Source organism: Pseudomonas sp. 3A(2025), from assembly GCF_054589175.1.
In genome coordinates this window covers 32,040-53,432 of sequence record NZ_BAAILM010000016.1, presented here as the reverse complement: position 1 = coordinate 53,432, position 21,393 = coordinate 32,040, and the positions used below count along the sequence as shown (strand labels likewise).

The 21,393-nt window shown below is 61.8% G+C and carries 20 protein-coding genes; 8 read left to right on the top strand and 12 right to left on the bottom strand.

The window, feature by feature from the left end; translation table 11 throughout:
• Positions 1 to 10: 10 nt before the first annotated feature.
• From ACYP2A_RS05445 to ACYP2A_RS05425, 5 genes are all read right to left on the bottom strand, one after another.
• On the bottom strand, positions 11 to 322 hold the full coding sequence (locus ACYP2A_RS05445) for a DUF2388 domain-containing protein (protein WP_459743454.1): 312 nt from the start codon (positions 320 to 322) through the stop codon (positions 11 to 13).
• Between the two features lie 78 nt (positions 323 to 400).
• Complete coding sequence (locus tag ACYP2A_RS05440) at positions 401 to 844, bottom strand: NfeD family protein (RefSeq protein ID WP_459743452.1); 444 nt, start codon at positions 842 to 844, stop codon at positions 401 to 403.
• A gap of 10 nt (positions 845 to 854) precedes the next feature.
• A complete protein-coding gene (locus ACYP2A_RS05435) occupies positions 855 to 1,775 on the bottom strand; it encodes an SPFH domain-containing protein (RefSeq protein WP_459743450.1) in 921 nt (306 codons plus the stop codon).
• 78 nt (positions 1,776 to 1,853) lie between these two features.
• The gene (locus ACYP2A_RS05430) at positions 1,854 to 3,638 is read right to left on the bottom strand and encodes a GspE/PulE family protein (RefSeq protein ID WP_459743448.1); all 1,785 of its coding nucleotides are present in this window, start codon (positions 3,636 to 3,638) and stop codon (positions 1,854 to 1,856) included.
• A gap of 113 nt (positions 3,639 to 3,751) precedes the next feature.
• The gene (locus ACYP2A_RS05425; RefSeq protein ID WP_459743447.1) at positions 3,752 to 4,087 is read right to left on the bottom strand and encodes a hypothetical protein; all 336 of its coding nucleotides are present in this window, start codon (positions 4,085 to 4,087) and stop codon (positions 3,752 to 3,754) included.
• Between the two features lie 126 nt (positions 4,088 to 4,213).
• Between ACYP2A_RS05425 and ACYP2A_RS05420 the strand changes: the two genes are divergently transcribed.
• Entirely contained in the window at positions 4,214 to 4,678 is a 465-nt protein-coding gene (locus ACYP2A_RS05420) for an Lrp/AsnC family transcriptional regulator (protein WP_459743445.1), read from the top strand.
• Positions 4,679 to 4,718: 40 nt separating this feature from the next.
• On the opposite strand, the gene ACYP2A_RS05415 is transcribed toward ACYP2A_RS05420, so the two are convergent.
• Positions 4,719 to 6,086: a CYTH domain-containing protein gene (locus tag ACYP2A_RS05415; protein WP_459743443.1), complete on the bottom strand. Its 1,368-nt coding sequence runs from the start codon at positions 6,084 to 6,086 to the stop codon at positions 4,719 to 4,721.
• Between the two features lie 136 nt (positions 6,087 to 6,222).
• Here ACYP2A_RS05415 and argE point away from each other — a divergent pair, with 136 nt between their 5' ends.
• Both argE and argA read left to right on the top strand, forming a co-directional pair.
• A complete protein-coding gene (gene argE / locus ACYP2A_RS05410) occupies positions 6,223 to 7,371 on the top strand; it encodes an acetylornithine deacetylase (protein ID WP_459743441.1) in 1,149 nt (382 codons plus the stop codon).
• A 126-nt stretch (positions 7,372 to 7,497) separates the two neighbouring features.
• Positions 7,498 to 8,796 (top strand): amino-acid N-acetyltransferase, encoded by a 1,299-nt coding sequence (gene argA, locus ACYP2A_RS05405; protein WP_459743439.1) that lies wholly within the window; start codon positions 7,498 to 7,500, stop codon positions 8,794 to 8,796.
• Positions 8,797 to 8,831: 35 nt separating this feature from the next.
• Here the strand turns inward: argA and gshA are convergent, their stop codons facing one another.
• From gshA to ACYP2A_RS05390, 3 genes are all read right to left on the bottom strand, one after another.
• A complete protein-coding gene (gene gshA / locus ACYP2A_RS05400) occupies positions 8,832 to 10,421 on the bottom strand; it encodes a glutamate--cysteine ligase (protein ID WP_459743438.1) in 1,590 nt (529 codons plus the stop codon).
• Positions 10,422 to 10,740: 319 nt separating this feature from the next.
• On the bottom strand, positions 10,741 to 11,124 hold the full coding sequence (locus tag ACYP2A_RS05395) for a PaaI family thioesterase (protein WP_459743436.1): 384 nt from the start codon (positions 11,122 to 11,124) through the stop codon (positions 10,741 to 10,743).
• Entirely contained in the window at positions 11,124 to 13,445 is a 2,322-nt protein-coding gene (locus ACYP2A_RS05390) for a Tex family protein (RefSeq protein WP_459743435.1), read from the bottom strand. The genes ACYP2A_RS05395 and ACYP2A_RS05390 overlap by 1 nt, the downstream gene beginning before the upstream one ends.
• A 255-nt stretch (positions 13,446 to 13,700) precedes the next feature.
• On the opposite strand from ACYP2A_RS05390, the gene ompR reads away from it, so the two are divergent.
• Together ompR and ACYP2A_RS05380 are read left to right on the top strand one after the other, a co-directional pair.
• Positions 13,701 to 14,441, top strand: a complete 741-nt coding sequence (gene ompR, locus ACYP2A_RS05385; RefSeq protein WP_459743434.1) for an osmolarity response regulator transcription factor OmpR — start codon at positions 13,701 to 13,703, stop codon at positions 14,439 to 14,441.
• 124 nt (positions 14,442 to 14,565) lie between these two features.
• The gene (locus tag ACYP2A_RS05380) at positions 14,566 to 15,879 is read left to right on the top strand and encodes an ATP-binding protein (RefSeq protein WP_459743432.1); all 1,314 of its coding nucleotides are present in this window, start codon (positions 14,566 to 14,568) and stop codon (positions 15,877 to 15,879) included.
• A gap of 11 nt (positions 15,880 to 15,890) precedes the next feature.
• Here ACYP2A_RS05380 and rimK read toward each other — a convergent pair whose 3' ends face one another.
• The 3 genes from rimK to rimA are packed head-to-tail and all read right to left on the bottom strand — an operon-like array spanning position 15,891 to position 18,071.
• Positions 15,891 to 16,796 (bottom strand): 30S ribosomal protein S6--L-glutamate ligase, encoded by a 906-nt coding sequence (gene rimK / locus ACYP2A_RS05375; protein WP_056841217.1) that lies wholly within the window; start codon positions 16,794 to 16,796, stop codon positions 15,891 to 15,893.
• Positions 16,793 to 17,269 carry a retropepsin-like aspartic endopeptidase RimB gene (rimB, locus tag ACYP2A_RS05370; protein WP_459743429.1) on the bottom strand — a complete coding sequence of 159 codons (477 nt, stop codon included), beginning with the start codon at positions 17,267 to 17,269 and terminating at the stop codon, positions 16,793 to 16,795. The genes rimK and rimB overlap by 4 nt, the downstream gene beginning before the upstream one ends.
• Before the next feature lie 19 nt (positions 17,270 to 17,288).
• Entirely contained in the window at positions 17,289 to 18,071 is a 783-nt protein-coding gene (rimA, locus tag ACYP2A_RS05365; protein ID WP_459743427.1) for a S6 modification regulatory phosphodiesterase RimA, read from the bottom strand.
• A 132-nt stretch (positions 18,072 to 18,203) separates the two neighbouring features.
• Between rimA and ACYP2A_RS05360 the strand changes: the two genes are divergently transcribed.
• The 3 genes from ACYP2A_RS05360 (at position 18,204) to ACYP2A_RS05350 (ending at position 21,385) form a co-directional block, all read left to right on the top strand.
• Entirely contained in the window at positions 18,204 to 18,611 is a 408-nt protein-coding gene (locus ACYP2A_RS05360; protein ID WP_459743425.1) for an RNA-binding S4 domain-containing protein, read from the top strand.
• A gap of 144 nt (positions 18,612 to 18,755) precedes the next feature.
• Positions 18,756 to 19,661: an Hsp33 family molecular chaperone HslO gene (hslO, locus tag ACYP2A_RS05355; protein ID WP_459743424.1), complete on the top strand. Its 906-nt coding sequence runs from the start codon at positions 18,756 to 18,758 to the stop codon at positions 19,659 to 19,661.
• Between the two features lie 179 nt (positions 19,662 to 19,840).
• Positions 19,841 to 21,385, top strand: a complete 1,545-nt coding sequence (locus tag ACYP2A_RS05350; protein WP_459743422.1) for a phosphoenolpyruvate carboxykinase — start codon at positions 19,841 to 19,843, stop codon at positions 21,383 to 21,385.
• The last annotated feature ends 8 nt before the right edge of the window (positions 21,386 to 21,393 follow it).

The following is a 21,393-nucleotide window of genomic DNA, read 5'->3' as shown; positions in this document are numbered from 1 at the left end:
TGTGCGCGTATCACTGGGCTTCGCGGGTCAGGATCGCGTTGGCCAGTTCCATGTCGCTGGCCTGCAGGCCAGGATTGTCCTGGCGCACCTGGGCGATGGCCGCCTCCAGGAATGGACCGCGAATGCCGCCGTCGCTGGCCACGAAGCTGCCGGCATCGTCTTGAGCGGCGACGATCAGCTTGTGATCCTTGAAGGTCAGGTAAGTCGAACCGGTGGTGGCGCCCGACGAAATGACGTCACGCCAGAAACCGGCATCGGCCATGGCCGAACCGACCGGAAGAGAGAGCAGAGCACAGGTGGCGACAGCAAGTTTCAGACGCATGGTGAAGTACTCCAGAGTGGGATGTTCCGACTCATTGGAGATTTTCCGCCCCCGGTAGTTCCCTTGGCCTGGTGGTGCTCAAAGCGGCTCGACCCGTAGCACCGTACCGTCCTGACTCACGACCTTGACCCGGCTGCCCACCGGTGTATCGGGGCCAACCACGATCCACACGCTGTCGCCAACCCTGATCTTGCCGCGCCCTTCAACGATGGCTTGCTGCACTACAAAGCTGTGGCCGATCAGTTCCTGACCGCGCATGTTCAGCCCCGGTTGATCCGAAGGCCGCGCGGCGCTGCGCTGTCGATACCACCAGTACACCGCCGTCAGCACCGCAAACACCGCGAACAACAGAAACTGCACCGTCCACGGCAACTCCGGCAGTACAAAGCTCAGCACACCGACTGCCGCAGCGGCGATGCCGATCCACAGCAGGTAACCGCCGGCACCGAACACTTCCAGAATCAGCAATACCGTGCCCAGCGCCAGCCAGTCCCAGAACGAAAGGTTATACAGCCAGCTCATGGTGCGTGCCTCAGGCCTTGCGGTCGAAAGTGGCTTTGACGATCTCGCCGATACCGCCCACCGCACCGATCACCTGGCTGGCCTCCAGCGGCATCAGGATGACCTTGCTGTTGTCGGCAGACGCCAGTTGGCCAAGCGTTTCAATGTATTTCTGTGCCACGAAGTAGTTGATGGCCTGCACGTTGCCGGTGGCAATCGCCTCGGACACCACGCGGGTGGCCTGCGCCTCGGCTTCGGCCTGACGCTCACGGGCTTCGGACTCCAGAAAGGCCGCCTGCCGGCTGCCTTCGGCCTCCAGGATCTGCGCCTGCTTCTTGCCTTCGGCGGTCAGGATCGCCGAGGCGCGCAGGCCTTCGGCTTCAAGAATCTGTGCGCGCTTGATCCGCTCGGCCTTCATCTGCCCGCTCATGGCGGCCATCAGGTCTTCGGGCGGGCTGATGTCCTTGATCTCGATACGGGTGATCTTGATGCCCCACGGCGCGGTGGCTTCGTCGACGATGCGCAGCAAGCGTTCGTTGATGCCATCGCGCTGGCTGAGCATGGCGTCCAGCTCCATCGAGCCCAGTACGGTGCGGATATTGGTTTGCAGCAGGTTGCGGATCGCGTGTTCGAGGTTGTTCACCTCATAGGCGGCCTGCGCGGTATTGATGACCTGGAAGAAGCACACGGCATCGATCTGCACGGTGGCGTTGTCGGCGGTGATGACTTCCTGGGGCGGGATGTCGAGCACGCTCTCCATCACGTTGATCTTGCGCCCGATGCGGTCCATCACCGGAATGATGATGTTCAGGCCGGGCTTGAGCGTATTGGTGTAGCGACCAAAGCGCTCCACGGTCCACTGATAGCCTTGCGGCACCACCTTGAAGCCCATGAACACGATGGCCAGTGCCAGGCCAACGAACAGGAGAATGACGATACTTCCGGTTTGCATGTTACATCCTTGTCAGTACAGGTTAAGGGGGGCGCGATTGTCACCGATGTACAGCAATGCAGCACCCGGACAATCATTTCAACGTTGTTCGCTCTGTGGTGTGACGCGCAACACTTCTTCAAGGGTCGTCAGCCCGGCCGAGACCTTTTGCGCCCCCGACAGGCGCAGGCTGCGCATGCCTTCCTTGAAGGCCTGGCGACGCATGGCGCCGAGGTCGAGGTCCGCAGCGATCAGCGCCTTGACGCCATCGGACATGAGCATGATTTCGTACACGCCGGCGCGCCCGCGATAACCGGTGTCGCGGCACTCGGCGCAGCCTACCGCCCGGTGTGCGCCGGCCGGCACCGGGGCCTGCCAGGGACGGGTCAGGGTCTGCCAGTCGACCTCATCGAGGGCGATGGGCGCCTTGCAGTGCGGGCACAGGGTACGCACCAGACGCTGGGCCATGACCCCGAGGATCGTGGCCTTGAGCAGGTAATGCGGCACGCCCAGCTCCAGCAGGCGGCTGATGGCGCTGGGCGCGTCGTTGGTGTGCAGGGTCGACAGCACCAGGTGGCCGGTCAAGGCTGCCTGGATCGCCATTTCTGCGGTCTCGAGGTCGCGAATTTCGCCGATCATGATGATATCCGGGTCCTGACGCATCAAGGCGCGTACGCCGCTGGCGAAGGTCAGGTCGATGTTGTGCTGCACCTGCATCTGGTTAAAGGCCGGCTCGATCATCTCGATCGGGTCTTCGATGGTGCACAGGTTGACCTCGCTGGTCGCCAGCTTCTTGAGCGTGGTGTACAGCGTGGTGGTCTTGCCGGAACCGGTAGGCCCGGTGACCAGAATGATGCCATTGGGCTGGCAGGTCATGCCTTGCCAGCGACGCAGGTCGTCGCTGGAGAAACCCAACTGGTCGAAGTCCTTGAGCAGCACGTCCGGGTCGAAGATCCGCATCACCAGCTTTTCGCCGAAAGCCGTCGGCAGCGTCGAAAGGCGCAGCTCGACCTCGCCGCCGGCCGGCGTGCTGGTCTTGACCCTGCCATCCTGGGGTTTGCGTTTTTCGGCGACGTTCATGCGCCCCAGGCTCTTGAGGCGGCTGACCACCGCCATGATCACCTGCGGTGGAAGCTGATAAACGTTGTGCAGCACGCCGTCGATGCGAAAGCGCACCGTGCCGTGTTCACGGCGCGGCTCGATATGGATATCGCTGGCGCGTTGCTGGAACGCGTACTGGAACAGCCAGTCGACGATATTGACGATGTGCGCATCGTTGGCGTCGGGCTCCTGATCGCTGGCGCCGAGCTTGAGCAGTTGTTCGAAGTTGCCCAGGTTGGTGGTTTTCTGATCGACGGCCGTGGCGCCGCTGACCGATTTGGCCAGGCGAAAAAATTCCACCGTCATGCGCTGGATATCGCTGGGGTTGGCGACCACGCGCTTGATCGGCAGCTTGAGCACATGCGACAGGTCCGCTTCCCAGCCCTGCACATAGGGCTGGGCGCTGGCGATGGTCACCGACTCGCGGTCGACCGCCACGGCTAGAATCCGGTGGCGCTGGGCGAAGGCGTAGGACATCAGCGGCGTGACGGCCGCCACGTTGATTTTTAGCGGGTCGATGCGCAGGTAGGGCTGGCCTGACTGTGCCGCCAGCCAGACCGTGAGGGTTTCCAGGTCGAGCTTGCGACCGGGGCGCTTGAGGTCTTCGAAGGCCTGACTGGCGAGGAACTCCAGCGGGTGCAGTTGAATATTGGCCGAACCACGCCGCAGGGTAATGGCCGTTTCCGCATCGCTTTGCTCCAGATGCCCTTGGGCCACCAGGTCGCGCAGCAGGTCATTGAGGTCAAGCCAGCGGTCCGTGGAAGAAGAAGCGTGAACAGCCATGCTGGTTCCTTGGGCGAGTCCGGAAGGGTGTCACTCTGATAGCGAGCAAGCGTAGACCCCAAGCGTGCCAGTGTTGCGCCCCTTGTGTGAACAGGCATTGCTGCAAAAACTGGTTACGCCGTCGCTCTTGCGACCGCCAACGTGTGATCGAGGGGGCGCAATACCACTGAATGGACATCGATCAGGTTGCGCATTTTTTCACCGATCACCTCGGCGCGATGGGCGCTCAGGCCGTCTACATCCACCTCGATATGCAGCTCATCGCCGCGACGCAACATAGTGATCTGGCTGGGCACCAGATACTGCATGGCAAACAGGTTCAATACCTGACAAGGCAGCGCCGGCTGGGCCTCGGCCTGAATGCAGTAGCGCATGGCGCAGTGCGTATTGCCGGCGGACCAGGCATCGGGACGGCGTGGCTGGGCGGGTACGGCTTCGAGAGTGGGCATCGGCGAATCTCCTGATCGAGTGCAGAAATTCTTGCATGAAGATCCGGGAAAAACTGGTCTATTATTCGCTCGGTGCGCTTTTCTGTGCATGATCTATCTGGCGTATGCACATCAAGAGAATAATTTATGTCAACCGAGCTGGATGCCTATGACCGCAAGATCCTGACACTTCTTCAGGAAGACGCTTCGCTGTCCAGCGCGCAAATCGCCGAGCAAGTGGGCTTGTCGCAGTCGCCGTGCTGGCGGCGGATTCAGCGGCTCAAGGACGAAGGGGTGATTCGCCGCCAGGTCACCTTGCTCGATCGCAAGAAAATCGGCCTCAACACGCAGATCTTCGCCGAGATCAAACTCAATGCCCACGGCCGCTCCAACTTCGCCGAATTCACTGACGCGATTCGTGAGTTTCCCGAGGTGCTGGAGTGTTATGTGTTGATGGGTGCGGTGGATTTTCTGCTGCGCATCGTGACGGCGGATATCGAGGCTTACGAGAAATTCTTCTTCGAAAAGCTGTCGATGGTGCCGGGAATTCAGGAAGTGAATTCGATCGTGGCGTTATCGGAGATCAAATCGACCACGACCTTGCCGGTTTGACGGTTGCCATTCGCGGCCAATGGCCGCGAATGGCATGGGATTACAACTTCACCAGCTCTTTCCAGGTCTTGGTCTGCGCAACCGTCAGGGCCTGCTGGACACGGGCATCGAGCACTTCATCGCTGATGTCCTGATTGGCCAGCTTTTCCAGCTTGTTCAGCTCTCCGTACAAACGATCCATCTCCGGCAGTTCCAGCACATGGCGGGCCCAGTGCAGCCAGGCTTGCAGGCGCTCGATACGTGGCAGTTGCTCGGCCAGGTCTTCGGGCTGTTGCTGGTAACGGGTCAATTGCAAGGACCGGGCTTCATCGGCCAACTGGGTTGGCAGCCAGTTGCCCAGTTCTACGGCACCCAGGCGATTACCGCGATTGTTGCGATCGATGGTCCAGCTGCGGGCCAGCAACCAGCGCGAAGTGTTCAGCGAGAACTCGCCCCAGCGGGTGTCTTGCAGCTCTTCAAGAAACTGTTCATGGGCGGCGCCGCGTACGTCTTCGTCTTCCTGGCCGGCCTGTACCAGCGGGCGCCAGTCTTCGAGCAGGGCATCCAGTGCGCTGCGCAGGCTGGCGGTGGTGGCGCGTGGGGCGCATTGGCCCAGGCTGCCGGTCAGGGCGCGCAGTTCGGCCAGTTGCTCGACCCAGTCCTGCAGCAGACGCCAGTGACCGTTGAAGCGATATTGCTCGGCCAGACGCTGGCTGCTGCCCAGCAGGTGCCAGGCCAGTGCGGTATAGGCGTCGTCCAGCGGCAGTTCGGCATGCAGTTGCGGGGCCTTGAGGCTCAGCGAATAGCTGCCGGCATCGAGCAGGCGGTAGCCGCGTTCGGCCTTGCTGATGTCACACGGCATCAGCGGCAGGGTGGCGGCCAGCTCGGCGGCCAGTTCCAGCAGGGCATCGGGCTCGCCTTCGCGCAGTTCCAGTTCCAGCTCGCAGATTTCTTCTTTCTGCTTGCCGGCGACCACCTGACCCAGGTCCAGAGCGGCCTCGATAACCACTTTGGCCTTGCCGCGACCCCAGGCGATCTCAGCCTTTTCACGGACGAAATCGGTGGTGAACAGTGGCTTGATGGTCTTTTTGTCCAGCTCGGCCAGTTGCTCGGGCCAGCATTGATCGTCGAGCTTTTTCAAGTCGAGCCTGGCCTTGGCCAGGTCCCAGTTGAACTCGTTGCGCTCCGACAGCCCGGCGACGCTCTGGCCACGGGTCTTGAGGGTCTGGATCAACTGATCGCCATCGCGGCGAATGCGCAGCGCCACCTTGGCCTGGGCCAGGTCGCGCTCGGGGGTGTCGAAGTACTGATTGGTCAGTTCCAGGCGCTCCCAGCCGCTCTTGTTGCGCTTTTTCAGCAGGGGGTGCTCGCGCAGGGCGACGAGGGTTTCGCGGCTGACGCGCAGTTTGATTTCGGTTTCTTTGTGCATGGCCGGGGCAATCCAAACGCTGGTACTGATGAGAACGGCAGTGTACAGGACATGGGCCATCACGGTTTATTCCTGACGCGTTATGCCTCTATGATGGGCTCAATTGCGTTTTGTCACTTTTGCTGCGGAGCCGCTCATGCCCTTGCCATCCTTGAAGGACCAGTTCGCCGCGCTGATCGCCACCCCTTCGGTGAGCTGCACCCAGCCGTCGCTGGACCAGTCCAACCGGGCGGTCATCGACCTGCTGGCCGGCTGGCTGGGCGACCTGGGCTTTGCCTGCGAGATCCAGACCATCTCACCGGGCAAGTTCAACCTGCTGGCCACCTACGGTAGCGGTCCGGGCGGCCTGGTGCTGGCCGGGCACAGCGACACGGTGCCTTACGACGATGCGCTGTGGCAGACCGACCCGTTGAAACTCACCGAGGTCGATGGGCGCTGGGTCGGCCTGGGCAGTTGCGACATGAAAGGCTTTTTTGCCTTGATCATCGAGGCTGTGCGGCCATTGCTCGACCAGCCATTCAGGCAGCCGCTGTTGATTCTGGCCACCTGCGACGAAGAAAGCTCGATGGCCGGCGCCCGCGCCCTGGCCGATGCCGGCCGGCCGCTGGGACGGGCAGCGGTGATCGGCGAGCCGACCGGCCTCAAGCCGATTCGCCTGCACAAGGGCGTGATGATGGAGCGCATCGATATTCTCGGGCGCAGCGGCCATTCCTCCGACCCAAGCCTGGGCCACAGCGCGCTGGAAGCCATGCACGACGCGATCAGCGAGCTCAAAGGCCTGCGCACGCAATGGCAAACCGAGTACCGCAACCCGCAGTTCACGGTGCCGCAACCGACCCTGAACCTGGGCTGCATTCATGGCGGCGACAACCCCAACCGCATTTGCGGGCAGTGCTCGCTGGAATTCGACTTGCGGCCGCTGCCGGGCATGGACCCGGAAATTTTGCGCTCGCTGATTCGTCAGAAACTACAACCACTGGTCGAAAGGCATCAGGTGCAGATCGACTACAAACCGTTGTTTCCCGAATGCGCGCCGTTCGAACAGGCCGCCGATGCGGAACTGGTACGCGTTGCCGAGCGTCTGACAGGGCATACGGCCGCTGCGGTGGCATTTGGCACCGAAGCGCCTTATCTTCAACGCCTGGGTTGCGAAACCCTGGTGCTGGGCCCTGGCGACATCGCTTGTGCGCATCAACCGGGCGAATATCTTGAAATGTCACGTTTGCAGCCTACAGTGCGTCTGTTAAGCCAACTGATCGAACATTATTGCCTGAGCCCGCAATAAGCGGCCCGGCCAGACCCTGATAGCAAGGAGAATGCGCGTGTTGCCAAGCCTGTTCCGACGATAACCGCCACCTCTGTTGTGCGTGTTGTGTGTCTTTCGTCCAACTTTTTACAGGCTTTTGCGGTTATGCCCGAATACGTCAATTGGCTTCGCCACGCTTCTCCTTATATCAACGCCCACCGCGACTGCACCTTTGTGGTCATGCTGCCCGGTGACGGTGTCGAACACCCCAACTTTGGCAACATCGTCCACGACCTGGTGCTTTTGCACAGCCTGGGTGTGCGCCTGGTGCTGGTGCATGGCACCCGGCCGCAGATCGAAAGCCGCCTGGCCCAGCGCGGCCTGACCCCGCGCTTTCACCGCGACCTGCGGGTCACCGATGCCGAAACCCTGGAATGCGTGATCGACGCCGTCGGCGGCTTGCGCATCGCCATCGAGGCACGGCTGTCGATGGACATCGCCGCCTCGCCGATGCAGGGCTCGCGGCTGCGGGTCACCGGCGGCAATCTGGTCACCGCGCGGCCGATCGGCGTGCTGGAGGGCGTCGACTATCAACACACTGGCGAAGTGCGCCGGGTCGACCGCAAGGGGATCAACCGCCTGCTCGACGAGCGGCACATCGTGCTGCTCTCGCCGCTGGGCTATTCGCCGACCGGTGAGGTCTTCAACCTGGCCTGCGAAGACGTGGCGACCCGCGTGGCCATCGACCTGGGGGCCGACAAACTGCTGCTGTTCGGTGAAGAGCAAGGTTTGCTCGACGAGCGCGGCCATCTGGTCCGGGAACTGCGCCCGCAACAGGTACCCGCGCATTTGCAGCGCCTGGGCAACAACTATCAGGCTGAACTGCTCGACGCTGCTGCCGAAGCGTGCCGTGGCGGCGTGGGTCGTAGCCATATCGTCAGTTACGCCGAAAACGGCGCACTGCTCACCGAGCTGTTCACCCGCGACGGTGGCGGCACGCTGGTGGCGCAAGAACAGTTCGAGCGGGTACGTGAAGCTGCTATCGAAGACGTCGGTGGCCTGATCGAGCTGATTACGCCGCTTGAAGAGCAGGGCATTTTGGTGCGTCGCTCACGCGAAGTGCTGGAGCGCGAGATCGAGCAGTTCAGTGTGGTCGAGCGTGAAGGCATGATCATCGCCTGCGCGGCGCTGTACCCGATAGCCGACTCACAAACCGGCGAACTGGCCTGTCTGGCAGTCAATCCCGAATACCGCCACGGCGGGCGCGGTGACGAGTTGCTGGAGCGCATCGAGAGCCGTGCACGGGCATTGGGCCTGAACAGACTGTTCGTGCTTACTACCCGCACCGCCCACTGGTTCCGCGAACGCGGCTTCGAGCCCAGCAGCGTTGATCGCCTGCCGAGCGCCAGGGCATCGCTGTACAACTTTCAGCGTAATTCGAAGATCTTCGAAAAGGCGTTGTAAAACGCCGGACCCGATAACAGTCGGGTCCGCGTTGTTCAATTACTGATCGACAGAATGCTTGCCTGATAGGCACCCACGAAGGTGTCGAAATCCACCACCGCTTCGCTGGCTTCCAGTTCTGCCTGTTCGGCCAGCGAGGTGTGTGCCAGATCTTCGAAACGTGTCTGTGTCCCGCTGTCCAGCGCATTGCTGCGCAAATACTCGGCGTGGGCCTTGCTTTGGCGCAGCGAGAACGCAGTGAAGCCTTCGTTGTGTTCGCGCATCTGTTCCAGAATCCGGGCCGAGGGGGTCAGCGACGCATCATCGACCCTGGCCTGTTGCGCCGTCAGCGCGCGAATGTGTTCGTCGTTGCCGTTGGCCTCATCGAGCAGGCGCGACAGCGGGGCGATTTTTTCCAGCAGTTCGCTGGCCCAGACCTTGAGCTCGACCGCCTCGCCGTTGCGCTGCAATTGCAGGCCCGGACGACGGCCTTCCTTGACCACACTGAGGAAATTGCTGCCGGCATTGCGGCATTCGTTGCCGGACAGTTGCGGGCTTTCTTCCAGTGCGCAGTAGAGGATGAACGCGTCGATGAAGCGCGCCTGTTGCAGGTCGATGCCGGTCGGCAGGAACGGGTTGATGTCCAGGCAGCGCACCTCGACATACTGCACGCCACGCGCGACCAGCGCCTGGATCGGCCGCTCGCCGGTGTAAGTCACCCGCTTTGGACGAATGTTGGAGTAGTACTCGTTTTCGATCTGCAGCACGTTGGTGTTGAGCTGCACCCATTCGCCGTCGGCGTCGTGGGTACCCACTTCGACATACGGCGCATACGGCGTGGCTACGGCACGGCGCAGGCTGTCGGTGTAGCTTTGCAGGTCGTTGTAGCACGGGGTCAGGTCGGCCTGGGCCTTGCTCTGATACCCCAGGTCGCTCATGCGCAGGCTGGTGGCGTAGGGCAGGTACAGGGTATTTGCGTCGAACTGTTCCAGCTGGTGAGCACGGCCGCGCAAGAAGCCGGCGTCCAGGGCCGGGGAGGCGCCGAACAGGTACATCAGCAGCCAGCTGTAACGACGGAAGTTACGAATCAGCGCGATGTAGGAGTGCGACTGGTAATCGCGGGCATCGCCGTCGAAGTCCTCGGTCTGCTTGAGCAGCGCCCAGGCGGACTCGGGCAGCGAGAAGTTGTAGTGGATGCCGGCGATGCACTGCATGGTGCGCCCGTAACGCAGGGCCAGGCCCTTGCGGTACACGTACTTGAGCTTGCCGATGTTGGAGGTGCCGTAGTACGCCAGCGGAATGTCTTCTTCGGCCGGCAGCGGGCAGGGCATCGACGGGCTCCACAACAGCTCGTTGTCCAGCTTGCTGTAAACGAAGCGATGGATGGTTTCGAGGCTGGCCAGCGTGTCGGCAGGGTCTTTCAGCGCCGGTGTGATGAACTCCAGGAGCGACTCGGAATAATCGGTAGTGATCTGCTCGTTGGTCAGTGCCGAACCCAGCGCTTGCGGGTGCGGGGTCTGGGCCAGTTGAGCATCACCGGTCACGCGCAGGCATTCGCGCTCGATCCCGTGCAGGCATTGCCCCAGCAGCGGGAGGTTGCTGCGCTCGCCGAACACGGCCAGGCGGCGGTTGAGAAATTCGCTCAAGGTGGTTTCCTTCACACATCGGTCGCCCCGATATGGGGGTGGACTTGACGGTCTACAAGGGTGAAGAAAGGAACTGGCGTTGTCGCCTGGTTGGGGTCTTTAACGCCGGTTCAAGATTCACGGTTACTTGCCTCGCTGCCGAACAGGACGGCATCTTTAACAAGATTAGCGCGAAAATACCGCAAAGAAGGTGGGTTGAGCTAGATCGGCTACGCTCTTTGGTTGCTAAAAAACGCCAGCCCCAAGCGGTTTGTCATACCTGCACCGGCACTTTTCGGAGTGTGCCGGTGAGGTCTGCAGGCTTGAGTCAAAACGTCTTTCAGAGCACCGCGAAGGTGCCCTGGGCCTTGGCCACCAGCTTGTCGCCCTGAACCACCTCTGCTTCGACCACCAGCGTGCGGCGTCCGGCGTGCAGCACTTTGGCGATGCACAGCACCTCGCCATCGCTGACACCACGCACGTAGTTGATCTTGCATTCGATGGTGACGCTGCGCTGATCGAAGCCGTGGGCGCTGGAGCAGGCCAGGCCCATGCCGATGTCGACCAGGCTGAAGATCGCCCCGCCGTGCATTACATTGCCACGGTTGCGCAAATGCGCCTCCAGTGGCAACGCAACGTGGGCGACGCCGTTGTCCAGGCTGCGAATCTCGCAGCCCAGCATCCTGAAGTACGGGCTGTGCGTCAGCTCTTCAGGAATGTTCATCAACGTTTCTTCAACTGTTTGGCATTGGCGAACAGCGACGCCATGGCGTTGTTGGCCGGCGCGGGTGTGCTGGCTTCTTTACGCGGTGCGCTGTTCTGCTGGCGGGGGGCGGAACCCGGGCGTGCACCACGAGCGCCGTCGACTTTCTCGCCGGGGGTGTCGCTCATACGCATCGACAGGCCGACGCGTTTGCGCGGGATGTCGACTTCCATGACCTTGACCTTGACCACATCGCCAGCCTTGACCGCCTCGCGCGGGTCCTTGATGAACTTCTCGGACAGTGCCGAGATGTGCACCAGACCGTCCTGATGCACGCCGATATCGACGAAAGCACCGAAGTTGGTCACGTTGGTAACCACGCCTTCGAGAATCATGCCCGGTTGCAGGTCCTTGAGGTCTTCGACGCCTTCCTGGAACTCGGCGGTCTTGAACTCGGGACGCGGGTCGCGGCCAGGTTTGTCCAGTTCGCTGAGGATGTCGGTCACGGTGGGCAGGCCGAAGGTTTCGTCGGTGAACTTCTTCGGGTCCAGGCGCTTGAGAAAGCCGCTGTCGCCGATCAGCGAGCGAATGTCACGTTCGGTCTGGGTCGCGATGCGCTTGACCAGCGGGTAAGCCTCGGGGTGCACCGCCGAGGCGTCCAGCGGGTTGTCGCCGTTCATCACGCGCAAGAAGCCGGCGGCTTGCTCGTAGGTTTTTTCGCCCAGGCGGCTGACTTTTTTCAGCTCGGCGCGGGTCTTGAACGCGCCGTTGGCATCGCGGTGCGCCACGATGTTCTGCGCCAGTGTGCTGTTCAGGCCCGAGATACGTGCCAGCAGCGCCACCGAGGCGGTGTTGACGTCGACGCCTACGGCGTTCACGCAGTCTTCGACCACCGCGTCCAGGCCACGCGCCAGCTTGAGCTGCGACACATCGTGCTGGTACTGGCCGACGCCGATGGATTTCGGGTCGATCTTGACCAGTTCGGCCAGCGGGTCCTGCAAGCGGCGGGCAATGGACACCGCGCCACGGATCGACACGTCGAGGTCCGGGAATTCACGGGCGGCCAGCTCCGACGCCGAGTACACCGAGGCGCCAGCTTCGGAGACCATGACCTTGGTCATCTTCAGGGCCGGGTACTTTTTGATCAGCTCGATGGCCAATTTGTCGGTTTCGCGGCTGGCGGTGCCGTTGCCGATGGCGATCAGGTCCACCGAGTGCTTGGTGCACAGCGCGCCCAGTACGGCGAGGGTCTGGTCCCACTGGTTTTTCGGTACGTGCGGGTAGACCGTGGCGTAGTCGAGCAATTTACCGGTGGCATCGACCACTGCGACCTTGCAGCCGGTGCGCAGGCCCGGGTCCAGGCCCAGGGTGGCGCGGGGGCCGGCCGGTGCGGCCAGCAGCAGGTCGTGCAGGTTGTGGGCGAACACGTTGATGGCTTCGGCCTCGGCGGCCTCGCGCAGTTCGCCCAGCAGGTCGGTTTCGAGGTGGTTATACAGCTTGACCTTCCAGGTCCAGCGCACCACTTCGCCCAGCCATTTGTCGGCTGGACGGTTCTGATTGCTCAGGCCGAAACGCTCGCCGATCATCAGTTCGCACGGGTGCAGCGTGCCCGGCAGCTCTTCGCCGACTTTCAGTGCGCTGCTGAGAATACCTTCGTTGCGGCCACGGAAAATCGCCAGGGCACGGTGCGACGGCACGCTCTTGAGCGGCTCGTCATGTTCGAAGTAATCGCGAAACTTCGCGCCTTCTTCTTCCTTGCCAGGCACCACGCGGGCGCTGAGCACCGACTCTTGCTTGAGAAAGCCGCGCAGCTTGTCGAGCAGGCTGGCGTCTTCGGCGAAGCGCTCCATGAGGATGTACTTGGCGCCTTCGAGCGCTGCCTTGGTGTCGGCCACGCCTTTTTCGGCGTCGACAAAGCGCGCAGCTTCGGCTTCCGGGGTCAGGGTCGGGTCGTTGAACAGGCCGTCGGCCAGCTCGCCGAGGCCGGCTTCCAGGGCGATCTGGCCCTTGGTGCGGCGCTTCTGCTTATAGGGCAGGTACAAGTCTTCAAGGCGCGTCTTGGTGTCGGCCAGCTTGATATCGCGGGCCAGTTCCGGGGTCAGCTTGCCTTGCTCTTCGATGCTGGCAAGGATGCTGACACGGCGCTCGTCGAGCTCGCGCAGGTAGCGCAGGCGCTCTTCGAGATGACGCAACTGGGTGTCATCGAGGCTGCCGGTCACTTCTTTGCGGTAACGGGCGATGAAGGGTACGGTCGAGCCTTCATCCAGTAGTGCGACGGCCGCTTCGACCTGTTGCGGACGGACACCGAGTTCTTCGGCGATGCGGCTGTTGATGCTGTCCATAAGACCACCTGAGCAAAAAACTAGCGAATTGCCATCGTTTTGCCGAAACAAAACGTCATTCGGCGTTGCCTGACTGTAAGGGTCGCGCATTATAACCAGCCATAGCCGGTTAGGGGATTTGCGCGGTACAAGAGGTGCGCAACCGGCTTTCACGGCACAGGTTCATGTCGCGCCCGGTAAAATCTGCTAACAATGCGTACGATGCGCATCACCTTGGGTAGGCCATAATGCGCCCCGTGAACAAAGGAGCCTCTGATGAGCAGCACTGCACTTAATGCCGAAGGCGAAAAAATCCTGATCGTCGATGACGACCCTGGGTTGAGCAGCCTGCTTGAGCGTTTTTTCACCAGCAAGGGCTACCGCGCCCGTGCGGTGGCCAATGTCGAGCAAATGGATCGCCTGTTGTCCCGCGAAGTCTTCAACCTCGTGGTTCTGGACCTGATGCTGCCCGGTGAAGACGGCCTGTCGGCCTGCCGCCGACTGCGTGCTGCCAACAACCAGGTGCCGATCATCATGCTGACCGCCAAGGGCGACGAGCTGAGCCGGATCAAGGGCCTTGAACTGGGCGCCGACGATTACCTGGCCAAGCCGTTCAACCCCGACGAACTGATGGCCCGGGTCAAGGCCGTACTGCGTCGCCAGACGACTTCGGTGCCCGGCGCACCCGGCAGCGAAGACGAATCGGTTACCTTCGGCGACTACGAGCTGTCGCTGGCCACTCGCGAGCTAAAGCGTGGCGACGAAGTCCACATGCTGACCACCGGCGAATTCGCCGTGCTCAAGGCGCTGGTCATGCATGCACGCGAGCCGCTGACCCGCGACAAACTGATGAACCTGGCCCGTGGCCGCGAGTGGGATGCACTGGAACGCTCCATCGACGTACAGATTTCCCGTCTGCGTCGCCTGATCGAGCCCGACCCGTCCAAGCCGCGTTATATCCAGACCGTCTGGGGCGTGGGTTATGTATTCGTTCCCGATGGTGTTGGCGGTCGCTGACGGTTTAGCCGACAGCTGTGCCATCGCGTCTGAAGCGCCGATAGTCCCGCAAGGGGTTATCGGCGTTTTGGTGTTGTAAAACCGCGAGCCCGGCTCGCCCTGCAAAGCGTAAAAAGCTGCATTTATGAAGACTCCGCTGTGGTTCCCGCAAAGCTTTTTCTCGCGCACCCTGTGGCTGGTGCTGATCGTTGTCCTGTTCTCCAAGGCGCTGACTCTGGTCTATCTGCTGATGAACGAGGACGTGCTGGTCGACCGCCAGTACAGTCACGGTGTGGCCCTGACCCTGCGCGCCTATTGGGCCGCCGACGAGAGCGACCGCGAGACCATCGCCGAAGCGGCCGGACTTATCCGGGTGGTCGGCGGCGGTGTGCCTGAGGGTGAGCAGCACTGGCCTTACAGCGAGATTTACCAGCGCCAGATGCAGGCCGAGCTGGGCGCCGACACCGAAGTGCGCCTGCGCGTGCATGCGCCGCCAGCTTTATGGGTGCGCGCCCCGAGCCTGGGCGATGGCTGGCTGAAAGTGCCGCTGTACCCGCATCCGCTGCGCGGGCAAAAAATCTGGAGCGTTCTGGGCTGGTTCCTGGCCATCGGCTTGTTATCCACAGCCTCCGCGTGGATCTTCGTCAGTCAGCTCAACCAGCCGCTCAAGCGCCTGGTGTTCGCCGCTCGTCAGTTGGGTCAGGGACGCAGCGTGCGCCTGCCGATCAGCGACACGCCGAGCGAAATGACCGAGGTGTACCGCGCCTTCAACCAGATGGCCGAGGACGTCGAGCAGGCCGGTCAGGAGCGCGAGCTGATGCTGGCCGGTGTCTCCCACGACCTGCGCACACCGCTGACGCGTTTGCGCCTGTCGCTGGAGCTGATGAGCGACAAGAACGAGTTCACCGAAGGCATGGTGCGCGACATCGAAGACATGGACGCGATTCTCGATCAGTTTCTGGCGTTCATTCGCGATGGCCGCGACGAGCAGATCGAAGAGGTCGACCTGGGCGATCTGGTTCGTGAGGTGGTGGCGCCGTTCAACAGCGCCGAGGACCATATCCGCCTGTGCCTGGAACCGATCCCGCCGTTCCCGTTGCGTCGGGTGTCGATGAAGCGACTGCTGACCAACCTGATCGGCAACGCCACTTACCATGCCGGCACCGGCATTGAAGTGGCCGCCTATGTGTCGGGCGATACCAGCGCGCCGTACGTGGTGCTCAGCGTGCTGGACCGTGGCGCGGGCCTCGACCCCGGCGAACTGGAACTGATCTTCAACCCTTTCATCCGCGGCGACCGCGCCCGCAGCGGCAAGGGCACGGGCCTGGGGCTTGCGATCGTCAAACGCATCGCCGCCATGCACGGCGGCAACGTCGAGCTGCGTAACCGCTCCGGCGGCGGCCTCGAGGCCCGAGTACGCCTGCCACTGGGCCTGATGCTGCCGCGTGATGCAGTGTAGGACCTGCTTTTTTATCCTTTGCCTTTGGTGCGGGTCATGTTTGGCCCGCCGTTCTTTTCCAGGTGTTCGATGATCATCCCGGCGACGTCCTTGCCGGTGGTGGTCTCGATGCCTTCCAGGCCCGGTGAGGAGTTGACCTCCATCACCAGCGGGCCGTGATTGGAGCGCAGGATGTCCACGCCCGCCACGGCAAGGCCCATGACCTTGGCGGCGCGCAGGGCGGTCATGCGTTCTTCGGGGGTGATCTTGATCAGGCTGGCGGTGCCGCCACGGTGCAGGTTGGAGCGGAATTCGCCGGGCTTGGCCTGGCGCATCATCGAGGCGATGACCTTGTCGCCGACCACAAAGCAGCGAATGTCGGCGCCGCCGGCTTCCTTGATGTACTCCTGGACCATGATGTCCTGCTTGAGGCCCATGAATGCCTCGATCACCGACTCTGCCGCCGAGACCGTCTCGCACAGCACCACACCGATGCCTTGGGTGCCTTCCAGCACCTTGATCACCAGCGGCGCGCCGTTGACCATCTGGATCAGGTCTGGAATGTCGTCCGGGGAGTGGGCAAAGCCGGTTACCGGCAAACCGATGCCGCGCCGTGACAGCAATTGCAGCGAGCGCAATTTATCGCGTGAGCGTGCGATGGCCACTGATTCATTGAGCGGGAACACGCCCATCATTTCAAACTGGCGCAGCACCGCGCAGCCATAAAACGTCACCGAAGCACCAATGCGCGGAATCACCGCATCGAAGCCCGATAGCGGTTTGCCGCGGTAGTGAATCTGCGGCTTGTGACTGGCGATGTTCATATAAGCGCGCAAGGTGTCGATCACCACCATCTCATGGCCACGCTCAATACCGGCTTCAACCAGCCGGCGGGTGGAATACAGACGCGGATTCCGCGAAAGCACAGCGATCTTCATTGCACACCTGAGGGATTAGAGGCCGGGAACACCGGCTTGTCTTGTACGTATTTAATGCCCGGATTGACGACCAGCTGGCCGTCGACCAGTGCTTTGGAACCCAGCAGCAGTCGATAGCGCATCGACTTGCGGCAGGCCAGGGTGAATTCCACCGGCCAGACGCGATCCCCTAACGCCAGGGTGGTCCGTATCACATAGCGGACCTGCGCATGGCCGTTGGAGCTTTTGATGGTCTTGCGCGCCACCAGCAGCGCTTCACAGCGCCGATGACGCAACTGCACCACCGTGCCCAGGTGCGCATTGAAGCGCACCCACTTCTCACCGTCGCGTTCGAACGGCTCGATCTCGGTGGCATGCAGGCTTGAAGTGCTTGCCCCGGTGTCGATCTTGGCCCGCAGGCCGGCGACCCCCAGAGTGGGCAGCGCCACCCACTCGCGCAGGCCGATAACTGTCAGATGATCGAATGTTTTCAAAGGCGCGATTCCATACTGCTCAGGACGTTTGCCAGGCGTCAGGCGCAACCTTGGCCAGGGCTTTGAATGCAGGTTTGGCGAACCAGTAACCCTGCATCAGAAAAATGCCGCAATCAGCGAGAAAATCCCGCTCTTCCTTGTGTTCTATACCCTCGGCAATCACTGTGACCCCAAGGTCGCTGCACATGTGCACCACTGCGCGAACGATAGCCTGACGCGCGCGATTACGATGGATATCGCGAATCAAAGCCATGTCGAGTTTTATCAGGTCCGGTTGAAATTCTGCCAGCAGCGTGAGCCCGGAATACCCGGCCCCGAAGTCGTCGATGGCGGTCATGAAGCCGAACTCGCGGTACTGACGCAGGATATTCTGCAAATGCCCGACGTCGGCGAGATGTTCGCCCTCTACTGTTTCAAATATTAACCGCTCAATCGGAAAATCATGCCGGCGGGCCGCTTCCAGGGTGCTGCGGATGCACAATTCGGGACGATACACGGCATTGGGCAAAAAGTTGATCGACAGGCGCTCGGTCATGCCCAGATGCGCAGCCCCCGCAATGGCCGCCACGCGGCAGGCCTGGTCGAAGCGGTAGCGGTTCTGGTCGTTGACCTGGCTCAGCACCGTGTGTGCGCCTTCGCCCTGGGGGCCGCGCACCAAGGCTTCATGGGCGAAAATCGAATGGTCACGCAAGTCGACGATGGGCTGGTAGGCGTACTCGAATGAAAAATCCAGCGCCGGACTGCCCGTACACCCCTGGCAACCCGCCTTGGGGGCGGTCAGTGAGGCTGGAAAATCGGTCATGGAGCACCTCCAGGGTGGGTGATTTGGCGGATTCCGGATGGCGGATTTTGACAGCTTGGGTTCGGTTGGCTCATGTTGCCGCTAACACCGGACGCCATAGCGTTCAGACTGTTACACGGATAAGGAATTCATATGGCACAAAAGCCCCAAGAAGACGACAAGATTCGACTGGATAAATGGCTGTGGGCGGCGCGATTCTACAAGACCCGTGCGCTGGCCAAGGCTGCCATCGAAAGTGGCAAGGTGCACTGGCGCGGCGAGCGCTGCAAGCCTGGCAAAGAACCACGCATCGGCGACGAGTTCAAGATTCGTACCGGCTTCGACGAGCGTACCGTGGTAGTCGAGGCGCTCTCGGCCGTACGCCGTGGTGCTCCCGAGGCGCAGACGCTGTACAGCGAAACCCCGCAGAGCATTGCCAGCCGTGAAGCCGCCGCTGCCCAGCGCAAGGCCGGCCACCAGGGCGTGACCACCGACGGGCGCCCGACCAAGAAACAGCGTCGGCAGTTCTTCGAATTTCGCGATGGCCAGTCCAGCGAGTAACACGGGCGCGCGCGGCGTCGATAAACACCATTAATCCAATTGAGCTGACGCCCGCGCCCCGCAGCCCCTAAAATGCGCTCATTGTGCAGCGATGCCGTTGAACCGTGCGGCATTTTCCTCTTTTCATCGAAGATCATTTTTCCTATGCCAGATTTACCGGACACCGATTTCACCCAGCGCTTCCTCTTCGACGAGAACGATGCGCGCGGCGAACTGGTCGGCCTCGACCAGAGCTACGCCGAAGTGCTGGCCCGTCACCCGTACCCTGCGCCTGTCGCGCGTCTGCTTGGCGAACTCATGGCGGCGGCGGCCTTGCTGGTCGGCACCCTCAAGTTCGACGGCCTGCTGATCCTGCAGGCGCGCTCCAGCGGTGCGGTGCCACTGCTGATGGTCGAGTGCTCCAGCGAGCGTGAACTGCGCGGCATCGCCCGCTACGACGAAGACCTGATCGGCGACGACAATGCCGGCCTGCAACAACTGATGCCCGACGGCTCGCTGGCGCTGACCATCGACCCACGCCAGGGCAAACGCTACCAGGGCATCGTTGATCTGGACGGCGCCGACCTCTCGGAAAGTCTCTCCAACTACTTCGTGATGTCCGAGCAACTGGGCACCCGCTTCTGGCTCAAGGCCGACGGCCAGCGCGCCCGTGGCCTGCTGCTGCAACAGCTGCCTGTGGCACGTATCCCCGACGCCGACGAGCGTGCTGCCAGCTGGGAGCACGTAGTGACTCTGGCCGATACCCTGAGCACCGAAGAACTGCTGAGCCTGGACAACGAAACCTTGTTGCACCGTCTCTACCACCAGGACCCGGTGCGCCTGTTCGATATCCAGCCGATCTGCTTCCGTTGCAGCTGCTCGCGTGAGCGTTCGGGCAACGCGCTGGTCAGCCTCGGTCTGGAAGATGCCCAGCAACTGGTGGCCGAGCATGGCGGCGCGGTAGAAGTCGATTGCCAGTTCTGCAATGAGCGTTATCTGTTCGACAGCACGGACATTACCCAACTGTTCGCAGGCGGCGGCGTCGACTCGCCATCCACTACCCGGCACTGATTCCTTATTGCTTTGTCCGTGATTGAACCCTCGCACTACGGTAATACTGTTCTGACAGGAGGGTTCTATCATTTCCGGGCATTTCTGGCATAATCCGGCCCACTTTTGGCTGTAGTAGTGGTTGTTTTTTTACTACAAAACCGTTTGGAGCACTCGGCCTCAGGCCGACGGGGACCCTCATGACGCAAACCAACAACGCTGTGTACACCGACCTGAGCATTGACGACCTGGTCAAGGAAGCCCTTGCTCGTGGCGAAGGCGAACTCGCCGACACCGGTGCTCTGGTAGTGAAGACCGGTCACCGTACCGGCCGTTCTCCGGTGGATCGTTTCATTGTTGAAGAAGCCGGTACTCAGGACGCCATCGCCTGGGGCCCGATCAACCGCAAGTTCCCGGCCGACAAGTTCGACGCCCTGTGGGACCGCGTTGGCGCCTACCTGGCCGAGCGCGAGCGTTTTGTCTCCCACGTGCATGTCGGTTCCGACCCTGCTCACTACCTGCCGGTCAAGATGACCACCGAGACCGCCTGGCACAACCTGTTCGGCCGTTGCCTGTTCATCAATCCCGAAGCCTACAACGAAGGCGGCAAGGACGAGTGGCAGATCTTCAACGCGCCATGGTTCGTCTGCGAGCCTGAGCGTGACGGCACCAACTCCGACGGCACCGTGATCATCAACTTCGCCGCCAAGAAAGTGCTGATCGCAGGCATGCGTTACGCCGGCGAAATGAAGAAAGCGATGTTCTCGGTACAGAACTTCCTGCTGCCTGCCGTTGACGTGCTGCCAATGCACTGCGCCGCCAACATGGGCGAAGAAGGCGACGTGACCCTGTTCTTCGGTCTGTCGGGCACCGGCAAGACCACCCTGTCGGCCGACGAAAGCCGTTACCTGATCGGTGACGACGAACACGGCTGGGGCGAAGGCGTGGTGTTCAACATCGAAGGCGGTTGCTATGCCAAGTGCATCGACCTGTCCGAGAAGAACGAGCCGGTTATCTGGAAAGCCATCCAGCACGGCGCCGTACTGGAAAACGTCGTACTGGACCCGGCCACCAAAAAGGCCGACTACGCCGACGACAGCCTGACCCAGAACAGCCGTGCAGCTTACCCGCGTGAACTGATCGAAAAACGCGCACCGAAAAACCTCGGCGGCGAGCCAAACGCTGTGATCTTCCTGACCTGCGACCTGACTGGCGTCCTGCCGCCGGTGTCGATCCTCAGCGAAGAACAAGCGGCTTACCACTTCCTGTCGGGTTACACCGCGCTGGTGGGTTCGACTGAAATGGGCTCGGGCCCAGGCATCAAGTCGACCTTCTCCACCTGCTTCGGCGCACCGTTCTTCCCACGTCCAGCGGGCGTTTACGCAGAACTGCTGATCAAGCGTATCCGTGGCTTCAACTCCAAGGTCTACCTGGTCAACACCGGCTGGACCGGCGGTGGCTACGGCGTCGGCAAGCGCTTCAACATCCCGACCACCCGTGGCGTGATCGCAGCGATCCAGAGCGGCGCGCTGATCGGTGCCGAGACCGAGCACCTGGACATCATCAACCTGGACGTGCCAAAAGCCGTCCCGGGCGTCGACACCGTTCTGCTCAACCCACGCAACACCTGGGAAGACAAAGCGGCCTACGACGCAGCGGCCAAAGGCCTGGCTGGCCTGTTCACCGAGAACTTCAAGAAGTTCGACGTGAGCGACGCCATCAAGGCAGCCGGTCCACAGCTGTAATTTCAGCT